General features: G+C 44.2%; 11 protein-coding genes. 8 read left to right on the top strand and 3 right to left on the bottom strand.

From position 1 onward, the window contains the following. Positions 1-15 precede the first annotated feature (15 nt). The 6 genes from BN161_RS09160 (at position 16) to BN161_RS09135 (ending at position 13,403) form a co-directional block, all read left to right on the top strand. A complete protein-coding gene (locus tag BN161_RS09160; protein ID WP_044265156.1) occupies positions 16-1,827 on the top strand; it encodes a RagB/SusD family nutrient uptake outer membrane protein in 1,812 nt (603 codons plus the stop codon). A gap of 238 nt (positions 1,828-2,065) precedes the next feature. Continuing rightward, positions 2,066-3,649, top strand: coding sequence for a sulfatase family protein (locus BN161_RS09155; protein WP_044265154.1), 1,584 nt, complete (start codon positions 2,066-2,068; stop codon positions 3,647-3,649). A gap of 26 nt (positions 3,650-3,675) precedes the next feature. Then, positions 3,676-5,991 carry a glycoside hydrolase family 20 protein gene (locus BN161_RS09150; protein WP_044265153.1) on the top strand — a complete coding sequence of 772 codons (2,316 nt, stop codon included), beginning with the start codon at positions 3,676-3,678 and terminating at the stop codon, positions 5,989-5,991. A 27-nt stretch (positions 5,992-6,018) separates the two neighbouring features. After that, positions 6,019-9,081 (top strand): glycoside hydrolase family 2 TIM barrel-domain containing protein, encoded by a 3,063-nt coding sequence (locus tag BN161_RS09145; protein WP_044265150.1) that lies wholly within the window; start codon positions 6,019-6,021, stop codon positions 9,079-9,081. Positions 9,082-9,106: 25 nt separating this feature from the next. Then, positions 9,107-10,978, top strand: coding sequence for an alpha-L-fucosidase (locus tag BN161_RS09140; protein ID WP_044265148.1), 1,872 nt, complete (start codon positions 9,107-9,109; stop codon positions 10,976-10,978). A 4-nt stretch (positions 10,979-10,982) separates the two neighbouring features. Next, positions 10,983-13,403 (top strand): sulfatase-like hydrolase/transferase, encoded by a 2,421-nt coding sequence (locus BN161_RS09135; RefSeq protein ID WP_044265146.1) that lies wholly within the window; start codon positions 10,983-10,985, stop codon positions 13,401-13,403. A 12-nt stretch (positions 13,404-13,415) separates the two neighbouring features. On the opposite strand, the gene BN161_RS29400 is transcribed toward BN161_RS09135, so the two are convergent. From BN161_RS29400 to BN161_RS09125, 3 genes are all read right to left on the bottom strand, one after another. After that, complete coding sequence (locus BN161_RS29400; RefSeq protein WP_125910785.1) at positions 13,416-13,598, bottom strand: hypothetical protein; 183 nt, start codon at positions 13,596-13,598, stop codon at positions 13,416-13,418. 50 nt (positions 13,599-13,648) lie between these two features. Beyond that, complete coding sequence (locus BN161_RS09130) at positions 13,649-14,155, bottom strand: RNA polymerase sigma factor (RefSeq protein WP_044265240.1); 507 nt, start codon at positions 14,153-14,155, stop codon at positions 13,649-13,651. Positions 14,156-14,428: 273 nt separating this feature from the next. After that, positions 14,429-14,932 carry an RNA polymerase sigma factor gene (locus tag BN161_RS09125; protein WP_044265144.1) on the bottom strand — a complete coding sequence of 168 codons (504 nt, stop codon included), beginning with the start codon at positions 14,930-14,932 and terminating at the stop codon, positions 14,429-14,431. Positions 14,933-15,163: 231 nt separating this feature from the next. On the opposite strand from BN161_RS09125, the gene BN161_RS09120 reads away from it, so the two are divergent. After that, complete coding sequence (locus tag BN161_RS09120) at positions 15,164-15,982, top strand: 1-acyl-sn-glycerol-3-phosphate acyltransferase (RefSeq protein WP_044265142.1); 819 nt, start codon at positions 15,164-15,166, stop codon at positions 15,980-15,982. A gap of 54 nt (positions 15,983-16,036) precedes the next feature. Then, on the top strand, positions 16,037-17,023 hold the full coding sequence (locus BN161_RS09115) for a GNAT family N-acetyltransferase (RefSeq protein WP_007210815.1): 987 nt from the start codon (positions 16,037-16,039) through the stop codon (positions 17,021-17,023). The last annotated feature ends 6 nt before the right edge of the window (positions 17,024-17,029 follow it).

Genomic DNA, 17,029 nt, shown 5'->3' with positions numbered 1-17,029 from the left:
TAATACTCTACGAATATGAAAAAATATAAATATTACATCCTGTCTTTGGTTGCACTGTGCAGCTTCTCGGCTTGCGATGCGCTACTTGATGAAGATCCCCTGTATTCTCAGAACAGTAATATTGTCTTCCAATCCGAGAGTAATGCAGATTTGGCTTTGTTGGGATGCTACGGCTATATGGCTTCCACCAACGCTTACGGGCAGATGTGGCAGGAAGTTCCTATTGTTGCTTCCGGTCTTGCCTGGTCACAGCGTCCCGAAGATTTGAATGCCCTGAATACATTGGCTGCCAATAGTTTGGTTTCGCCCACTTGGAATGGCATGTACAAAGCGATATCCGAAATCAATGCTTTCCTTGAAAGTATTGAAAAGAGCTCTTTGAGTGAGAGTGTCAAAAATCAGAAGGGTGGAGAGGCTAAAATATTGAGAGCACTGGCTTATTATAACCTGGTTTCTTTGTTCGGTGATGTACCTTTGAAAACAATAGCTTCTTCTTCGGAAGGTATCTCAATCGCTCGTTCTCCTCGCGAAGAAGTATTGAACCAGGTAGTGGCTGACTTGAAAGACGCTACTTCTATCTCCGAAACATCGGCAGTGGGTCGCGTTAACTCCTGGACCGCTAAGGCTCTCTTGGGTAAAGTATATTATAAGATGGCTGCCCTGGATATCAATGCTGCTGCCAACTGGCAGAATGCAAAGGAAATGTTTGATGCAGTGTATGCCAGCAAAGTTTATTCATTGGAACCTAAGTTTGCAGACCTGTTTGGCGAGTATGCTACTTCCAAAGAAGCCATTGTCATGATGAACTACTCAACCGGTAATGCCAGTGGCGTTTATAACCGTGCTAGTAATCGTTTTGCACCGCAAGCCTCTACGAGTGGTATCAATTGGAGCACGTATCGCGTTGCCAAGTTCGCTTATGACATGCACGAAGGCACTTATCCGGGAGATCCCCGCATAGAAGTTAATTTTTTGACAAGATGGAGAGACCGTAATGGTAACAATCAGGCTAATCCGAAGCCGCAGGTAGGTTCAATTCCTACCCCTAATGATTCCGTGTATACGTATCCTTACTGGAGATATACGTATGATGAAATAGTACCGGGAACAACAGATGTGAAACTGTACAATGTGGGCAAATTGCCTTATGCAGAGTTTGCTGACCCGAAGAATCCGAGTCTCAGTTTTATTGAGAACTATGAAACTACGCACGGTAACTCTCCATATGGTGAAACGCTCGTTAAAGCAACGGAAGAATTTGTGAAGGTGGGCAACGGAAATAAATGGCCGTATTTTGGTAAGCTTTATGACCAGAAACAAACAGGTACGATGGCTCACAAGAACCTGATGGTTTACCGTTATGCTGAGATGTTGCTGTTGATGGCGGACGTTTATAATGAACTGGGTGATACTCAGAAAGCTATCAGCCTGGCCAACGAAGTGCTTGCCCGTGCACGCAAGTCCGGAGCCGTAGCTTCGGCACAGCCGGCAGATTGGTCATCATCTCTTACCAAGGATGAGGTCACGGAAAAACTGTATTTTGAACGCGTTATAGAACTCTGTGGTGAACCTGCTATCTACGACATGATACGTATTCGTGGCACAAAGTATTTTAAGAAACTGCTGGAGCTGAATGCCAATCATGAACTGACCATTAAGGGAGATAGCAATTATCCTGGCAGCAATAATAACTTTGCCGACCGCCTCATTAACGATGGCAACCTGACAGATGATTTCCTGAGAAAGAATCTCCTTCTGCCGATTCCTACCAGTGAAATAGATGCGAACCCGGGGCTTTCCAATAGCGATAATAACTTCGGCTATTAATAGCTATCAGTTGACTACCTTTTTTCAATAGGCTGATATAACCTAACATTTCGGAAGCAGACAGCGCATCTTGTCTGTTCTGCTTCCGGTTTTGTCTTCGCTGCTTTTAATTTTGTCTTTTTGTTGCTTTAGATATACCCGAAATGGCGAATTTTGGATATGATAAAGATATTCTTGAACATTGCTCTTATCCATTACGCGTACTTTTGGGCAATTAAACTACTAAAGATTTCCGACCATGAAAAACTTACAATCAGGATTACTCTATTCCCTGACCGGTGCCGCTGCTGTGGCATCCTTGGTCTCATGCTCTGCCCAAAAGAAGGCTGAAGAGCAGAAGCAATACAACATTGTATACATCATGACGGATGACCACACAGCCCAGATGATGAGCTGCTATGATCACCGTTATATGGAAACACCGAACCTGGACCGTATTGCTGCCGATGGAGTACGCTTCACCAACAGTTTTGTTGCCAACTCATTGAGCGGACCCAGCCGTGCCTGCATGATTACGGGCAAACACAGTTGTGCCAATAAATTCTATGATAACACCACTTGCGTGTTTGATGCTTCACAGCAAACTTTCCCTAAACTTTTGCAACAGGCCGGTTATCAGACTGCGTTGGTTGGTAAATGGCACCTGGAAAGTTTGCCTACTGGTTTTGATTACTGGGAAATCGTGCCCGGACAAGGCGATTACTATAATCCTGATTTTATCACTCAGGACAATGATACGATACAGAAGCACGGATATGTGACCAATATCATCACCGATGATGCTATCGACTGGATGGAAAATCAGCGGGATACAAATAAGCCGTTCTGTATTTTAATTCATCATAAAGCGATTCATCGTAACTGGTTGGCAGATACCTGCAACCTTGCACTTTATGAAGACAAGACCTTCCCGCTGCCGGACAATTTCTTTGACGATTACGAAGGACGTCCTGCCGCTGCCGCACAGGAAATGAGCATTGTGAAAGATATGGATATGATCTATGACCTCAAAATGCTACATCCGGACAAAGAAACCCGGTTGAAGTCTCTTTATGAGAAATATATCGGCCGGATGGATGAGAGGCAGCGTGCCGCATGGGATGAATTCTATGGTCCTATCATCGATGATTTCTATAAAAAGAATCCTCAGGGTGAAGAACTTGCTAATTGGAAGTTCCAGCGCTATATCCGCGACTACATGAAGACTGTGAAATCTCTGGATGATAATGTAGGCCGTGTGTTGGATTACCTGAAAGAGAAAGGATTGCTGGATAACACATTAGTTGTTTATACTTCCGATCAAGGTTTCTATATGGGTGAGCACGGATGGTTCGACAAGCGTTTCATGTATGAAGAATCCATGCATACACCGCTGATTATGCGTTTGCCGAAAGGTTTCGACCGTAAAGGAGACATCGGAGAGTTGGTACAGAACATTGACTATGCACCCACATTTCTGGAACTGGCCGGTGTGAAGGTGCCCGAAGATATTCAGGGACTTTCCCTGGTTCCATTACTGAAAGGCGAAAAACCTGAAAACTGGCGGAAATCCCTGTACTATCACTTCTATGAATATCCTGCTGAACACATGGTGAAGCGTCATTACGGGATACGTACAGAACGTTACAAGCTGATCCATTTCTATAATGACATCGATGAATGGGAATTGTACGATTTACAGGCCGATCCGACCGAAATGCGTAATATCTATGGACAGCCGGGTACGGAAGACATTGTGAAGGAACTGAAAACCGAACTTACGGCATTGCAGGAACAATACAATGATCCGGTACGCTTTTCCCCAGAGAGAGATAAAGAATAATTCATATTATCAAACGCTATGACCTTATGAAATATATATATACAGTACTGCTTTGTCTGTTCCTGGCAGTAACAAACATTCAGGCTGATAACTTGACACAACCTTTTTCATTAGTTCCCTGCCCGGTGAGTTTAGTACCGGGTACGGGTAACTTCCACTTCTCCGCTAAGACGAGTTTCGCAGTAGAGAATGAAGAACAAGCTGAGCAAGTGCGCCAGTTCACCGGCCTTTTTACCCGTGCGGCAGGTTTTACTCCCCGCATAAAGGTAGATAGCCGGAAAGGTGATGTCTGTCTGGTGACGGACGCTACCTTAAAAAGTGAAGCTTACAAACTGGAGATAACGGCTAAGAAGATAACCATCCGTGCCTCTGATCTGCAAGGTTTCTATTATGCCCTTCAAAGCATCCGTCAATTACTTCCCTCTGCGATTGAAAGTGAACAAGTGACGGAGAACGTCGATTGGACTGTTCCGGCATTGACTATCACCGACCAGCCCCGTTTCGGTTATCGGGGACTATTGGTAGATGTGGCACGTTTTTTCTCCCCCAAGGAAAACTTGTTGCGTATTATTGATTGCATGGCGATGCTGAAGTTGAACAAGTTACATCTGCATCTGGTAGATGACAATGGCTGGCGTATTGAGATCAAGAAATACCCCTTGCTCACAGAAATAGGATCATGTCGTGTAGACCGTCCGGGCAAGACATTCCCCGAACGCCGTAATCCCCGTCAGGGTGAACCTACTGTGGAAAAAGGATTCTATACGCAGGATGGAATCCGCGAGATTGTGCGCTATGCTCAGGAACGGCATATCGAAGTGATCCCGGAAATAGAAATGCCGGCACATAGTAATGCTGCATTGGCGGCTTACCCTTTGCTGTCCTGTCCGGTAGTGGATAAATTTATCGGTGTATTGCCCGGTTTAGGCGGGAATCATGCGGATGTTATCTTTTGTGCAGGAAATGACAGTGTATTTACTTTCCTGCAAGATATTCTGGATGAAGTACTCGAATTGTTTCCCTCAAAATATATCCATTTAGGTGGTGATGAGGCGAGAAAGACACATTGGGAAGAATGTCCGTTGTGCCAGGCACGGATGAAAGCGGAGAATTTGGAGAATACGGAAGAATTGCAAGGCTATTTCATGGCACGGGTAGCACGGTATGTGCAGAATAAGGGACGTGAAGTGATAGGATGGGATGAACTGACGAATGCCAGAATCCCCGAAGGGAGCATTATCCTTGGATGGCAAGGTTACGGACAGGCTGCACTGAAAGCTGCCGAATTGGGTCACCGCTTTATCATGACTCCTGCCCGGATATTGTACCTCATCCGCTATCAAGGTCCCCAATGGTTCGAACCTATTACATATTTTGGAAATAACACCCTGAAAGATGTCTATGACTATGAACCTGTGCAGAAAGACTGGACACCGCAGGCTGCATCTCTGCTAATGGGGGTTCAGGCGTGTATGTGGACAGAGTTCTGTAACTCTCCGGCAGATGTGGACTACCTGCTTTTCCCCCGCCTGTCGGCATTGGCGGAAGTTGCCTGGACGAAGCCTGCACGCAAGAACTGGGCCACTTACCTGAAAGCTATGGATCACTTTAATGAACACTTGGCTGCAAAAGGCATTGTCTATGCCCGTTCCATGTATAATATACAACAGACTGTAACTCCAAAAGAGGGTCGTCTGCAAGTAGAACTGGATTGTATTCGCCCTGATGCACAGGTGCGTTATACAATGGATGGCAGTGTGCCGACTGCGCAATCACCCCTTTATATAAAACCGTTGATGCTTACAGAGGCCAAAACAATTAAGGCAGCAACCTTTGCCGGAAACGAGCAATTGGGACAAATGCTGGAGTTGCCTGTCATCTGGAATAAAGCGACGGCAAAGCCTGTTAAGAGTGCCGGTACAGGAGATATTTATATGCTGACAAACGGGATACGGGGAAGTCAGAAATATACCGATCAGGAATGGTGCTCCTGGATGAAAAGCGATACGGTTACTTTCACCCTCGACCTGAAGAAACCGGAATTAGTGAATAAACTAACGTTAGGCTCTATTACGAATTATGGCATGGCAGTGCATAAACCAGCTGAAATAGAAGTTTGGATTTCGGGTGATGACAAGGAGTATCGCAAAGTGGGTGAGTGCAGCTACACAAAGAACGAAATCTTCCGTGAAGGTGTATTTAGAGAAGATATCCCGTTTGAAATAGGGACAGAGGCACGTTATGTTCGTGTAGTAGCCCGTGGAGCAGGAGACTGTCCTTTCACGCATGTACGTCCGGGACAGGAAGCGAGGATATACTTTGATGAGATAATAATAGAATAGAAAATTAGAAAAATGAGATATAGTACCATGAAAACCCTGTTGAGCTTGTGTCTGACTTGCCTGCTTATCATCCCTGCTATAGCACAGACTGTACAGCCGGAATGGCAGAGCCAGTATGCTATCGGAAAAAACAAACTGGCACCACATACTTATATATGGCCTTATGCGAATGCTGATGCTGCGGGTGAAGGCAATTATGAGCAATCACCTTACTATATGAGTCTGAACGGTAAATGGAAATTCCATTGGGTGAAGAATCCCGATCATCGTCCGAAAGACTTTTATAAACCTTCGTTCTATACGGGCGGATGGGCAGATATCGATGTACCCGGTAACTGGGAGCGTCAGGGATATGGTACGGCTATTTATGTGAACGAAACTTATGAATTTGATGATCCTTTGTTCAACTTCAAGAAGAATCCACCGCTGGTACCTTATGCAGAGAACGAAGTAGGTTCTTATCGCCGTACGTTCACGGTTCCTGCTGACTGGAAAGACCGTCGCATCGTGATTTGCTGTGAAGGTGTGATCTCTTTCTATTATATCTGGGTGAACGGACATATGCTGGGTTATAACCAAGGTTCAAAGACTCCTGCCGAATGGGATATCACGGACTATGTACAGGAAGGAGAAAATACCGTGGCACTTGAAGTATATCGCTGGAGTGCAGGTTCCTATCTGGAGTGTCAGGATATGTGGCGGTTGAGTGGCATTGAACGGGATGTCTATCTTTACAGTACTCCACGCCAGTTTATAGCTGATTATAAAGTGACTTCTTCTTTGGATAAGAAAGAGTATAAGGAAGGAATTTTCGGCCTTGATGTAACAGTTGAAGGAAGTGCGGCTGGTGTGTCTACTTTGGCATATAGTCTGGAAGATACTGCCGGAAAGACAATATTACAAAATGAAATACCGGTCAAGAGCCGTGGTTTGAGTAATTTTATTACCTTTGACGAACAGTCTCTTCCAGGTGTAAAACGTTGGAGTGCAGAACATCCGAATCTTTATACGTTAATATTGACGTTGAAAGATGATGCAGGACATATAACACACCTGACCGGTTGCAAAGTTGGTTTCCGTACTTCCGAAATCAAGGATAGCCGTTTCTGTATCAACGGGGTACCTATATTGATAAAAGGTGCTAACCGGCATGAACATTCACAGTTGGGACGTACTGTCAGCAAAGAACTGATGGAAGAAGACATTCGCCTGATGAAGCAACATAACCTGAATACTGTGCGCAACTCGCATTATCCGACACATCCGTACTGGTATCAACTCTGCGACCGTTACGGCCTTTATGTGATAGATGAAGCAAACATCGAATCGCATGGTATGGGGTATGGCCCGGCTTCATTGGCAAAGGATAGCACTTGGCTGCCTGCACACATGGACCGTACGCAACGTATGTACGAACGTGCCAAGAACCATCCGGGGATCGTGATCTGGTCGTTGGGCAACGAAGCGGGTAACGGAATCAATTTTGAACGAACATATGATTGGATGAAGTCCATTGAAACCACCCGCCCTATACAATACGAGCGTGCCGAACAGAATTATAATACGGATATCTACTGCCGTATGTACCGCAGTGTGGAAGAATTGCTGGCCTATGCCCGCCAGACAGAACCGAAAGTGTATCGTCCTTTCATCATGACTGAATATCTGCATGCTATGGGCAATAGCGGAGGTGGATTGAAAGAATACATGGATGTTTTCGAAACAGAACCTATAGTGCAGGGCGGTTGTATCTGGGATTGGGTAGATCAGTCTTTCCGTGAAATAGATGCCGATGGTCGTTGGTATTGGACTTACGGTGGCGATTATGGTCCGAAGAATGTACCCAGTTTCGGGAACTTTTGCTGCAATGGTCTGGTGAATGCTGTCCGCGAACCTCATCCGCATTTGCTGGAAGTGAAGAAAGCATATCAATATATAAAGGCTACATTAGTTGATAAGAGTAACCTGACTTTAAATATAAAGAATTGGTATGATTTTACGAATCTCAATGCTTATACCTTACACTGGCAGGTGGTAGGTGATCATGGGAAAGTGATTGCTGACGGTACTCGTCGGGTAGATGCCGCTCCACACGCCACCGTTGAAGTTACGCTGGGGGCTGTACGTTTACCTGCTGATGTTCGTGAAGCTTATCTGAACTTAAGTTGGACGCCTGTGGATGTTGCTCCGTTTATTAATACGGATTACGAAGTAGCCTATGACCAGTTTGTTCTTTCGGGTAATAAGAACTACCGGACTCCGGAAACTAAACTTTCGGGTAAGGTGGAAATGAATATAGATCCGGCAACAGGGGCGCTTCGCTCTTATATTTATAATGGGAAAGAATTACTGGTTTCCCCTGTTACATTGAGCCTCTATCGTCCGGTGACGGATAATGACAACCGTGAAAAAGTAGGAGGGGCCAAAGTCTGGAAGAAAGCCGGGTTGGATCAGTTGACACAGCGTGCCCTTACCGTGAAGACCTCTACCCGCGGTGGACGTGCCGAAGTGGAATTATTGAATGTCCGTGGTGAAAAAGTGGGAACCGCTTCTTTCATCTATACATTAAAGAAAAACGGTGAATTGGATATACAGACACACTTCGTGCCGGATACTACCGTTATCACCTCACTGGCGCGTGTAGGGCTTACTTTTGAAATGCCCGATGCTTACAGTCAGGTGTCTTATCTGGGGCGTGGAGAGCATGAAACTTATATGGATCGTAATCAATCCGGTAAAATAGGTATTTATCATACCGATGTGGAGCGCATGTTTCACTATTATGTTCGTCCGCAAGCAACGGGTAATCGTACGGATGTCCGTTGGATGCAACTTGCTGATGAGGCAGGTGAGGGGCTGACATTCCGTTCCGATGCCTCGTTCCAATTTAGTGTGATTCCTTTTACGGATGAGAATCTGGATGCGGCAACGCATATCAATCAACTACGGCACGAAGGAGTGATAACTGTTCATCTGGATGCAGCACAGGCAGGAGTCGGTACGGCTACCTGTGGCCCTGGAGTATTGCCGCAGTATCGTGTACCTGTGCGGGATTACACATTCCGGTTTGCAATCCGTCCTTTGAAATAGATCGAAACCTATAACATAAGATAGCATGAAAAACCTGATTCTAACTACAGTTTTCAGTCTTACAATCCTTTCCGGATTGCAGGCACAAGAAACTTATTATGAAAAGCACGTTGCTTTTCCCGCTGATGCTACAGCTGCGGAAAAGATAGAAATGGCTTCACGCCTTGTACCCACTCCGCAACAATTGGAGTGGCAGCGTATGGAACTGACCGCTTTCCTGCATTTCGGTGTAAATACTTTCACCGGACGAGAGTGGGGAGATGGTACTGAAGATCCTGTCATCTTTAATCCTACCTCGCTGGACTGCGAACAATGGGTGCGGACTCTTAAAGAATCCGGTTTCAAGATGGCTATCATCACCGCCAAACATCATGATGGCTTCTGTCTCTGGCCTACCAAAACTACTCGTCACTCCGTAGCCTCTTCTTCCTGGAAAGGTGGAAAGGGAGACGTGGTACGTGAACTGCGGGATGCTTGCAAGAAGTATGGCATCAAGTTTGGAGTTTACCTCTCCCCGTGGGATCGTAATGCCTCTTGCTATGGTGATTCTCCTGCCTACAACCAGTTCTTCATCGAGCAACTGACCGAATTGCTTACCAATTACGGTGAAGTCCATGAAGTGTGGTTTGACGGTGCCAACGGTGAAGGTCCTAACGGCAAAAAACAAATCTATGACTGGGATGCCATATTGAAAACCATTCGTCGCCTGCAACCTAAAGCAGTTACTGCTATTATGGGTGATGATGTTCGTTGGGTAGGCAATGAAAAAGGTATCGGTCGTGAAACAGAATGGAGTGCTACAGCTCTGACTCCGGGTATTTATCCTCGTTCCGGCGAACAGAATAAAGAATTGGGTATCTTCGGCAAGGCAAAGGACTTAGGCGGACGTGATATAGTGGCTCGCGCTACCGAACTTTTCTGGTATCCTTCTGAGGTAGATGTTTCCATCCGTCCGGGTTGGTTTTATCATGCCGATCAGGACAAGCAAGTGAAGTCTTTAAATCATCTGACGGATATTTATTTCAAATCAGTAGGCTATAATTCCGTTCTATTATTGAATATTCCGCCCGACCTTCGTGGGTTGATCAATGAAAATGATGTGCAGCGGCTGAAAGAATTTTCCAGTTATTTAAAGAAAACTTTTGCCCGTAATTATGTGCTGAAAGGAAACGAGGCATGGCATGGAACTTCCGGTACAGTTCGTCAATATGATATACAGAAAGATGCGTTGGTAAATGCTTTCATGATTCAGGAAGATATATCCAAAGGGCAACGTATTGAAAGTTTCCTTGTAGAAGCGTATAAAGATGGTTCCTGGATTCATATGGCAGAAGGCACAACAGTAGGATATAAACGTCTTGTACGTTTCTCTGATACTCGTCCGGAGCGCATTCGTGTAACCATTCGCTCTTCCCGTGGTGTGGCTAATGTTGATGCGGTCGGTCTTTTCTATGCAGAACCTCTTGCAGATAAGAATGAAGAAGTACAACTCGGCGATGTACCTGTCGATGGATGGCAGGTGGTTGGTGGCAATGCAGATTCCCGTAAGGCTATTGATGGGGACCGGAAAACGGTTTGGCGTGCTTCCGCACTTACGCCATTGGTAGTCGATATGGGACATGAAGTGAGTGTGAATGGTTTCAGTTATGCTCCCTCTCTGGAAGAAGATTTAACGGGAACTATCTATAAGTATGTTTTCTACGTCAGTCTTGATGGTCAGTCATGGACTAAATGTGAAGCAAGCGGTGAGTTCAGCAATATCATGCACAATCCTGTGCCTTACTTTGTACGGTTTGGCAAAACATATCCTGCATGTTATTTCAAGCTGGAACCATTGTCGGAGATAAATAATAAAAATGTTGTAACGGTCGGTGAAGTCGGTATCCTGACAAAGTAGTGTTATGAAGAATTCGATACTCTCTATAGCTGCTATGGCATTGCTTTCAGGTAATGCCATAGCTCAGCAGAAACCTAATATTATTCTTTTTCTGGTGGATGACATGGGATGGCAAGATACTTCCTTACCGTTTTGGAATGATACCACCGAACTGAATTATATTTATGAAACCCCTAATATGGAGCGTTTGGCAAAGAAAGGTGTCAGATTTACACACGCTTATGCATGCTCCATCAGTTCTCCTTCACGTGTCAGTTTATTTACGGGAGCAAATGCTGCCCAGCACAAAGTAACGAACTGGACGTTGAAGAAAGATACACCGACTGACCGGAAAAATGAAACGCTGGATTTTGAAGCATGGAATTATAATGGTCTGTGTCCTGAACCCGGGTTGGAACATTCTTTTTATGCAAAGTGCCTGCCACAATTGCTTCGTGAAAACGGATATACTACCATGATGGTAGGTAAAGCTCATTTCGGCTCGATAGATACACCTGCTGCCAATCCATTGGCAATCGGTTTTGATTATAACATAGCTGGTCATGCAGCCGGTGCTATGGGCAGTTATTTGGGAGAAGAAGGATATGGTGCTTCCGGTAGACCGGAATGGGCAACGATATGGGCTGTGCCCGATTTGGAAAAGTATCATGGAACAGATACTTTTCTTACTGAGGCTTTGACGTTGGAGGCAAAAGGGCTTATGGATAAGGCTCTTGACCAGTCTAAACCTTTTTTCCTCTATATGAGTCATTATGCCGTGCATGCGCCTTTCGGGACAGATAAACGTTTCTATCAGAAGTATATGGATAAAGGGCTCCCGCATAAAGAGGCGCAGTATGCTGCCTTGGTGGAGGGCATGGACAAGAGCTTAGGAGATTTGATGGACTATGTAGACCGGAAAGGCATTGCAGATCATACAGTTATTATTTTCATGTCGGATAATGGTGGCTATACAATAGGCCGTGCCGATAAAAACGCTCCATTGAGTGAAGGAAAAGGTTCCTTGAAAGAAGGAGGAATTCGCGAACCGATGATCGTCTATTATCCGAATGTAACATCCCCCTCAACCATGAATGATACACCAGTCATTATTGAAGATTTCTTTCCGACTCTGTTGGAAATAGCTGGAGTACATGATTATCAGACACCACAGCAGATTGACGGACATAGCTTTATGGCGCAGATGAAGGGACAGACTGGAGAAAAAGAACGTGCTTTATTTTTCCATTATCCGAATAATTGGGGTGAGAGAATACAAACGATTGGTGCTCCGCAAAGTGCCGTTGTGAAAGGTGACTGGAAATTAATTCATTATTACGAAACCGGCAGCGGTTGCCTGTACAACTTGAACGATGATATTTCCGAACAGCATGATTTGTCTGCACGCTATCCGGATAAAGTGAAGGAGCTGACCAAAGTTTTGAGTGACTATTTGCGAGCTCAACATGCCACTATGCCTATTCTGAAAACTACTGGCAAGTTTGTTCCCTATCCCGATGGAGAAGACGTAGAGAGGATATTGCCGAAAGATGATGAAACATTGGTGTATGACAATCCGGAGGATGTCCTGCACTTGAAGAAGGGCGATATGCATCCTAAAATGAAAGGATGGTCTTTTTATACAGCACATGAGTTTAATGATAAAGATACGAAAAAGGGACTGCCGCTTGGATTTGTAGAACATAGAGGCTTGCATATGTCACGTACGGCAAAGGTTGATAACCGGAAATGTTCAAAAGTAGAGGATGGAGTTTTGCGCATCTGGAGTATAGAGGAGAAAGACTCGATAGACAACCGCTTCGGTAAGAAAGTGAAGTATTCCCACGGTTGCTATCGCACCTCACTTCCTGGCAGTAAGGAGTTCTGGTGTAACTTTACTGAAAATATGCGTATTGAGATACGTTTCAAACGTACCCCTTATGTCGGTTTCAATGATGCCCTCTGGTTTATGGGAAACAATAACCGTCCCTGGCCGAAGAATGGTGAGATCGATCTTTTGGAGAATCCCAAGAAGACATTGAACGATTGTGCTCATTTCACGCTTCATTCCGAAAACCACTATGCCGGTGTCGTAGGCGGTGGTGGTAGTGTCACTTCTTCCATCAATCTTGCCAATATGTCTCAATGGAATATCTATTGGCTGGAGTGGTATCCCGACCGCATTGTAGGAGGTGTCAACGGACAAGCCTATTTTGAGCATCACAAAGGTGCTGATGGTAATACCGACTGGCCTTGGAGTGATCCGCTGGGCTTCTTCCTGATTTTCAGTACGGGTATCTCTACGAACCCGAATGCCTGGCCTGGTGCTATCATTCCTTCCGAATGGAAAAAAGATGCCAAACCTGCCATGTACATCGATTGGATACGCGTTTATACGAATCGAGATTATAAAGGTGAAAATCCTCCTGCTCCGAAATATTATTAGTCAAATATCTACCTACACCGTACCCGAGTCGTACTTGCTCCGTACCAAGTCCGTAGTTTCTCCGTACAGAGGTACTTCTGACCGAAGAATGTACGGAGCAAGTACGGTTCGGATACGGTTCGGGTATGGAGCGAGGGGATATAAAGAAAGGGCAGACTGGATATTGTTCCAGTCTGCCCATATTCTCTCTAACACAACTAAAAATTTATACTATATATTGGTTTTGCAGATTTTTTTCTTTTCTCTTAAACAAAATCCTTCAGTTCTTGTTGTAACTTCTGTCGGGTGAAGAAGATACGGCTTTTCACTGTTCCGAGTGGTAATCCCAGCTTCTCTGCGATTTCACGGTATTTGAAACCGGATACGTGCATGGAGAATGGAATCTTGTATTCGCGGGGTAATGCATTTACTATGCGGTGCATCTCTTTCAAGTCGTATGCGCTTTCCGTACATTCAAAGCCGGAATCTTGCGGTAAGTTCAGATGATAGAGATTATCTGTCTGATCTACGAAAGTCTGGTCGCGAACCACCTTGCGGTAGTTGTTGATAAAGATATTGCGCATGATGGTATACATCCATCCTTTGAAATTAGTATCAGGTGCATATTTATCTTCGTTATCTAATGCCTTTAAAGAGGTTTCCTGGAGTAGGTCATTTGCTTCTTCGTGGTCGGAGGTTAATTTGTATGCAAAGCGTAATAGATCATCTTGTACTCCGAGCAATTCTTTCTGGAATGTAATACTGTTGTTCATAATCATTTCTCCTTTTCAATAGTTATTCTTTTGTTTTGCCTTTTGACTTTGCAATTTTACGAAAGTTACCTTACTCCGATAGACGGATTTCAGGTAATATTTAGGGGGAAAACTATCAATTGATAGTTTTTAGGTGGTATTTTGATAGTTTTCGGGTGGTCGGAAAGTGCTCATGCAAGTAGGCTCTGACCTCTTCATGAACACTTTTTCATATCTGAACGTTATCGGTTTAGGTTATATGGGGCAATAGCTGTTTTTGTCCTGCAACACAGATTATCTGAAGTCTTTCAGTTCCTGTTGCAACTTCTGGCGTGTAAAGAATATGCGGCTCTTTACTGTACCTAAGGGTAATCCCAGTTTTTCTGCAATCTCGCGGTATTTGAACCCGGATACATGCATAGAGAATGGAATCTTATATTCGCGTGGCAATGCATTTACAACACGGTGCATCTCTTTTAAGTCGTAAGCGCTTTCGGTGCTTTGGAATCCGGACTCTTGAGGCAGATTGAGGTGATAAAGATTATCAGTCTGATCTACGAAGGTCTGGTCGCGAACCAGCTTCCGATAGTTGTTTATAAAGATATTGCGCATGATGGTGTACATCCATCCTTTGAAGTTAGTGTCGGGCATGTATTTATCTTCGTTATCTAATGCCTTTAAAGAGGTTTCCTGGAGTAAGTCGTTAGGTTCTTCACGGTCGGAGGTTAGTTTATATGCAAAACGTAATAAATCGTCTTGTACTCCGAGCAAATCCTTTTGAAATGTAATACTGTTCATATCGTTCTCCTTTTTTATTATAATTATTCGTTTGTTTGACTTTTGATGTTGCAATTTTACGAAAGTTCCCTAACTCTGACGGACGCATTTTGAGCAATCTTTAGGGCAAAAACTATCAATTGATAGTTTTTGGGTGCCTTTTGTTTGTTTTTGGGTGCAGTTTTCACCGATTTTATTGCGTATAATTAAAAAGATGAGTTAATTTTGCGCAATCATTTCATCTTAAAAAGAATGGCTGACGACTCTTTATTTTTGATTGATATTGATAAAGTGCTCCGGGAAAAGGCTCCGAAGTACTATAAATATATCCCTAAATTCGTGGTTTCTTATCTGAAAAGAATCGTTCATCAGGAAGAACTGAATGTTTTCCTGCGCGAATCGAAGGATAAGGTAGGTGTGGACTTCTTAAAAGCCTGCCTGGAATTTCTGGATGCCGATATTGTGGTGAAGGGAGAAGAGAATCTACCGACTGAAGGATTGTACACCTTTGTCTCCAATCATCCGTTGGGAGGCCAGGATGGTGTGGCTTTGGGATATGTGCTGGGTAGTTTCTATAAAGGTAAGGTGAAGTATATGGTGAATGACCTGCTGATGAATCTGCAAGGATTAGCTCCTCTTTGTATACCTATTAATAAAACCGGAAAACAGGCGAAAGATTTTCCGAGAATGGTGGAAGCGGGCTTTGCATCGAATGATCAGTTGATTATGTTCCCTGCCGGATTGTGCTCCCGGCGTCAGAATGGAGTGATCCGTGATCTGGATTGGAAGAAGACCTTTATCGTAAAGAGTGTGCAGGCACAACGCGACGTTGTCCCCATTCATTTTGAAGGCCGGAATTCGAACTTTTTTTATAATTTGGCTAACGTCTGCAAATTTTTGGGCATCAAAATTAACATAGCCATGCTCTACCTTGCCGATGAGATGCTGAAGAACCGTCATAAAACGTTTACTGTTACCATCGGAAAACCTATTTCCTGGCGGACTTTTGATAAGTCAAAGACTCCTGTCGAGTGGGCGGCTTATGTGAAAGACATTGTCTATAAGTTATAAGGTGGTAAAGTGACAAGGTGATAAAGTGAATTAAAGAACTACTAACATAAAAATATGGAAGAGATTATTGAACCTATTAGTAAGGAACTTCTGAAAGCGGAACTGACCGAAGAGAAGCGTCTGCGTATGACGAATAAGAGCCATAATCAGATTTATATCATTACAGCTCAGGATTCTCCGAATATTATGAAAGAAATCGGGCGTTTACGCGAGATTGCTTTCCGTGCGGCAGGTGGAGGTACAGGACAACCGCTGGATATCGATGAATACGATATCATGGATAATCCCTACAAACAGCTGATTGTCTGGAACCCTGAAGCAGAAGAAATATTAGGTGGTTATCGTTATATCCTTGGTACGGACGTTCGGTTCGATGAACAGGGTGCCCCTATTCTGGCTACAGCCCACATGTTCAATTTCTCTGAAAAGTTCCTGAAAGAGTACCTTCCCACTACAATTGAGTTAGGACGTTCGTTTGTTACGGTAGAGTATCAGTCCACCCGTGCTGGTAGCAAAGGCTTGTTTGCGCTGGATAACCTATGGGATGGTTTGGGTGCGTTAACGGTAGTTATGCCGAATGTTAAGTATTTTTTCGGTAAAGTGACTATGTATCCGAGCTATCATCGTCAGGGACGCGACATGATTCTTTATTTTTTGAAGAAGCACTTTGAGGATAAAGATAATCTGATTACTCCGATGAAACCGCTTGAAATGGAAGCTAAAGAGGCTGATTTGGCTGCTTTGTTTTGTAAGAAGACATTTAAGGAGGACTATAAAATACTGAATTGCGAGATACGTAAGTTAGGCTACAATATTCCGCCGTTGGTAAATGCTTATATGAGTTTGAGTCCGACGATGCGTATGTTCGGTACTGCCATTAACTATGGTTTCGGCGATGTGGAAGAAACGGGAATTCTGATTGCTGTGGATGAGATTCTGGCAGAAAAGCGTATCCGCCATATCCAGTCATTCATCGAGAATGAGCCGGAGGCTTGCAAACTTACCTCCGGGGCTAATAAAGTGTTCTTTCCGAGTAGATGATAATTG

It is taken from the genome of Bacteroides timonensis (assembly GCF_000513195.1).
Classification (GTDB): domain Bacteria; phylum Bacteroidota; class Bacteroidia; order Bacteroidales; family Bacteroidaceae; genus Bacteroides; species Bacteroides timonensis.
Note: the sequence above shows the minus strand (reverse complement) of the source record. Positions and strands in the feature narration are given on the sequence as shown.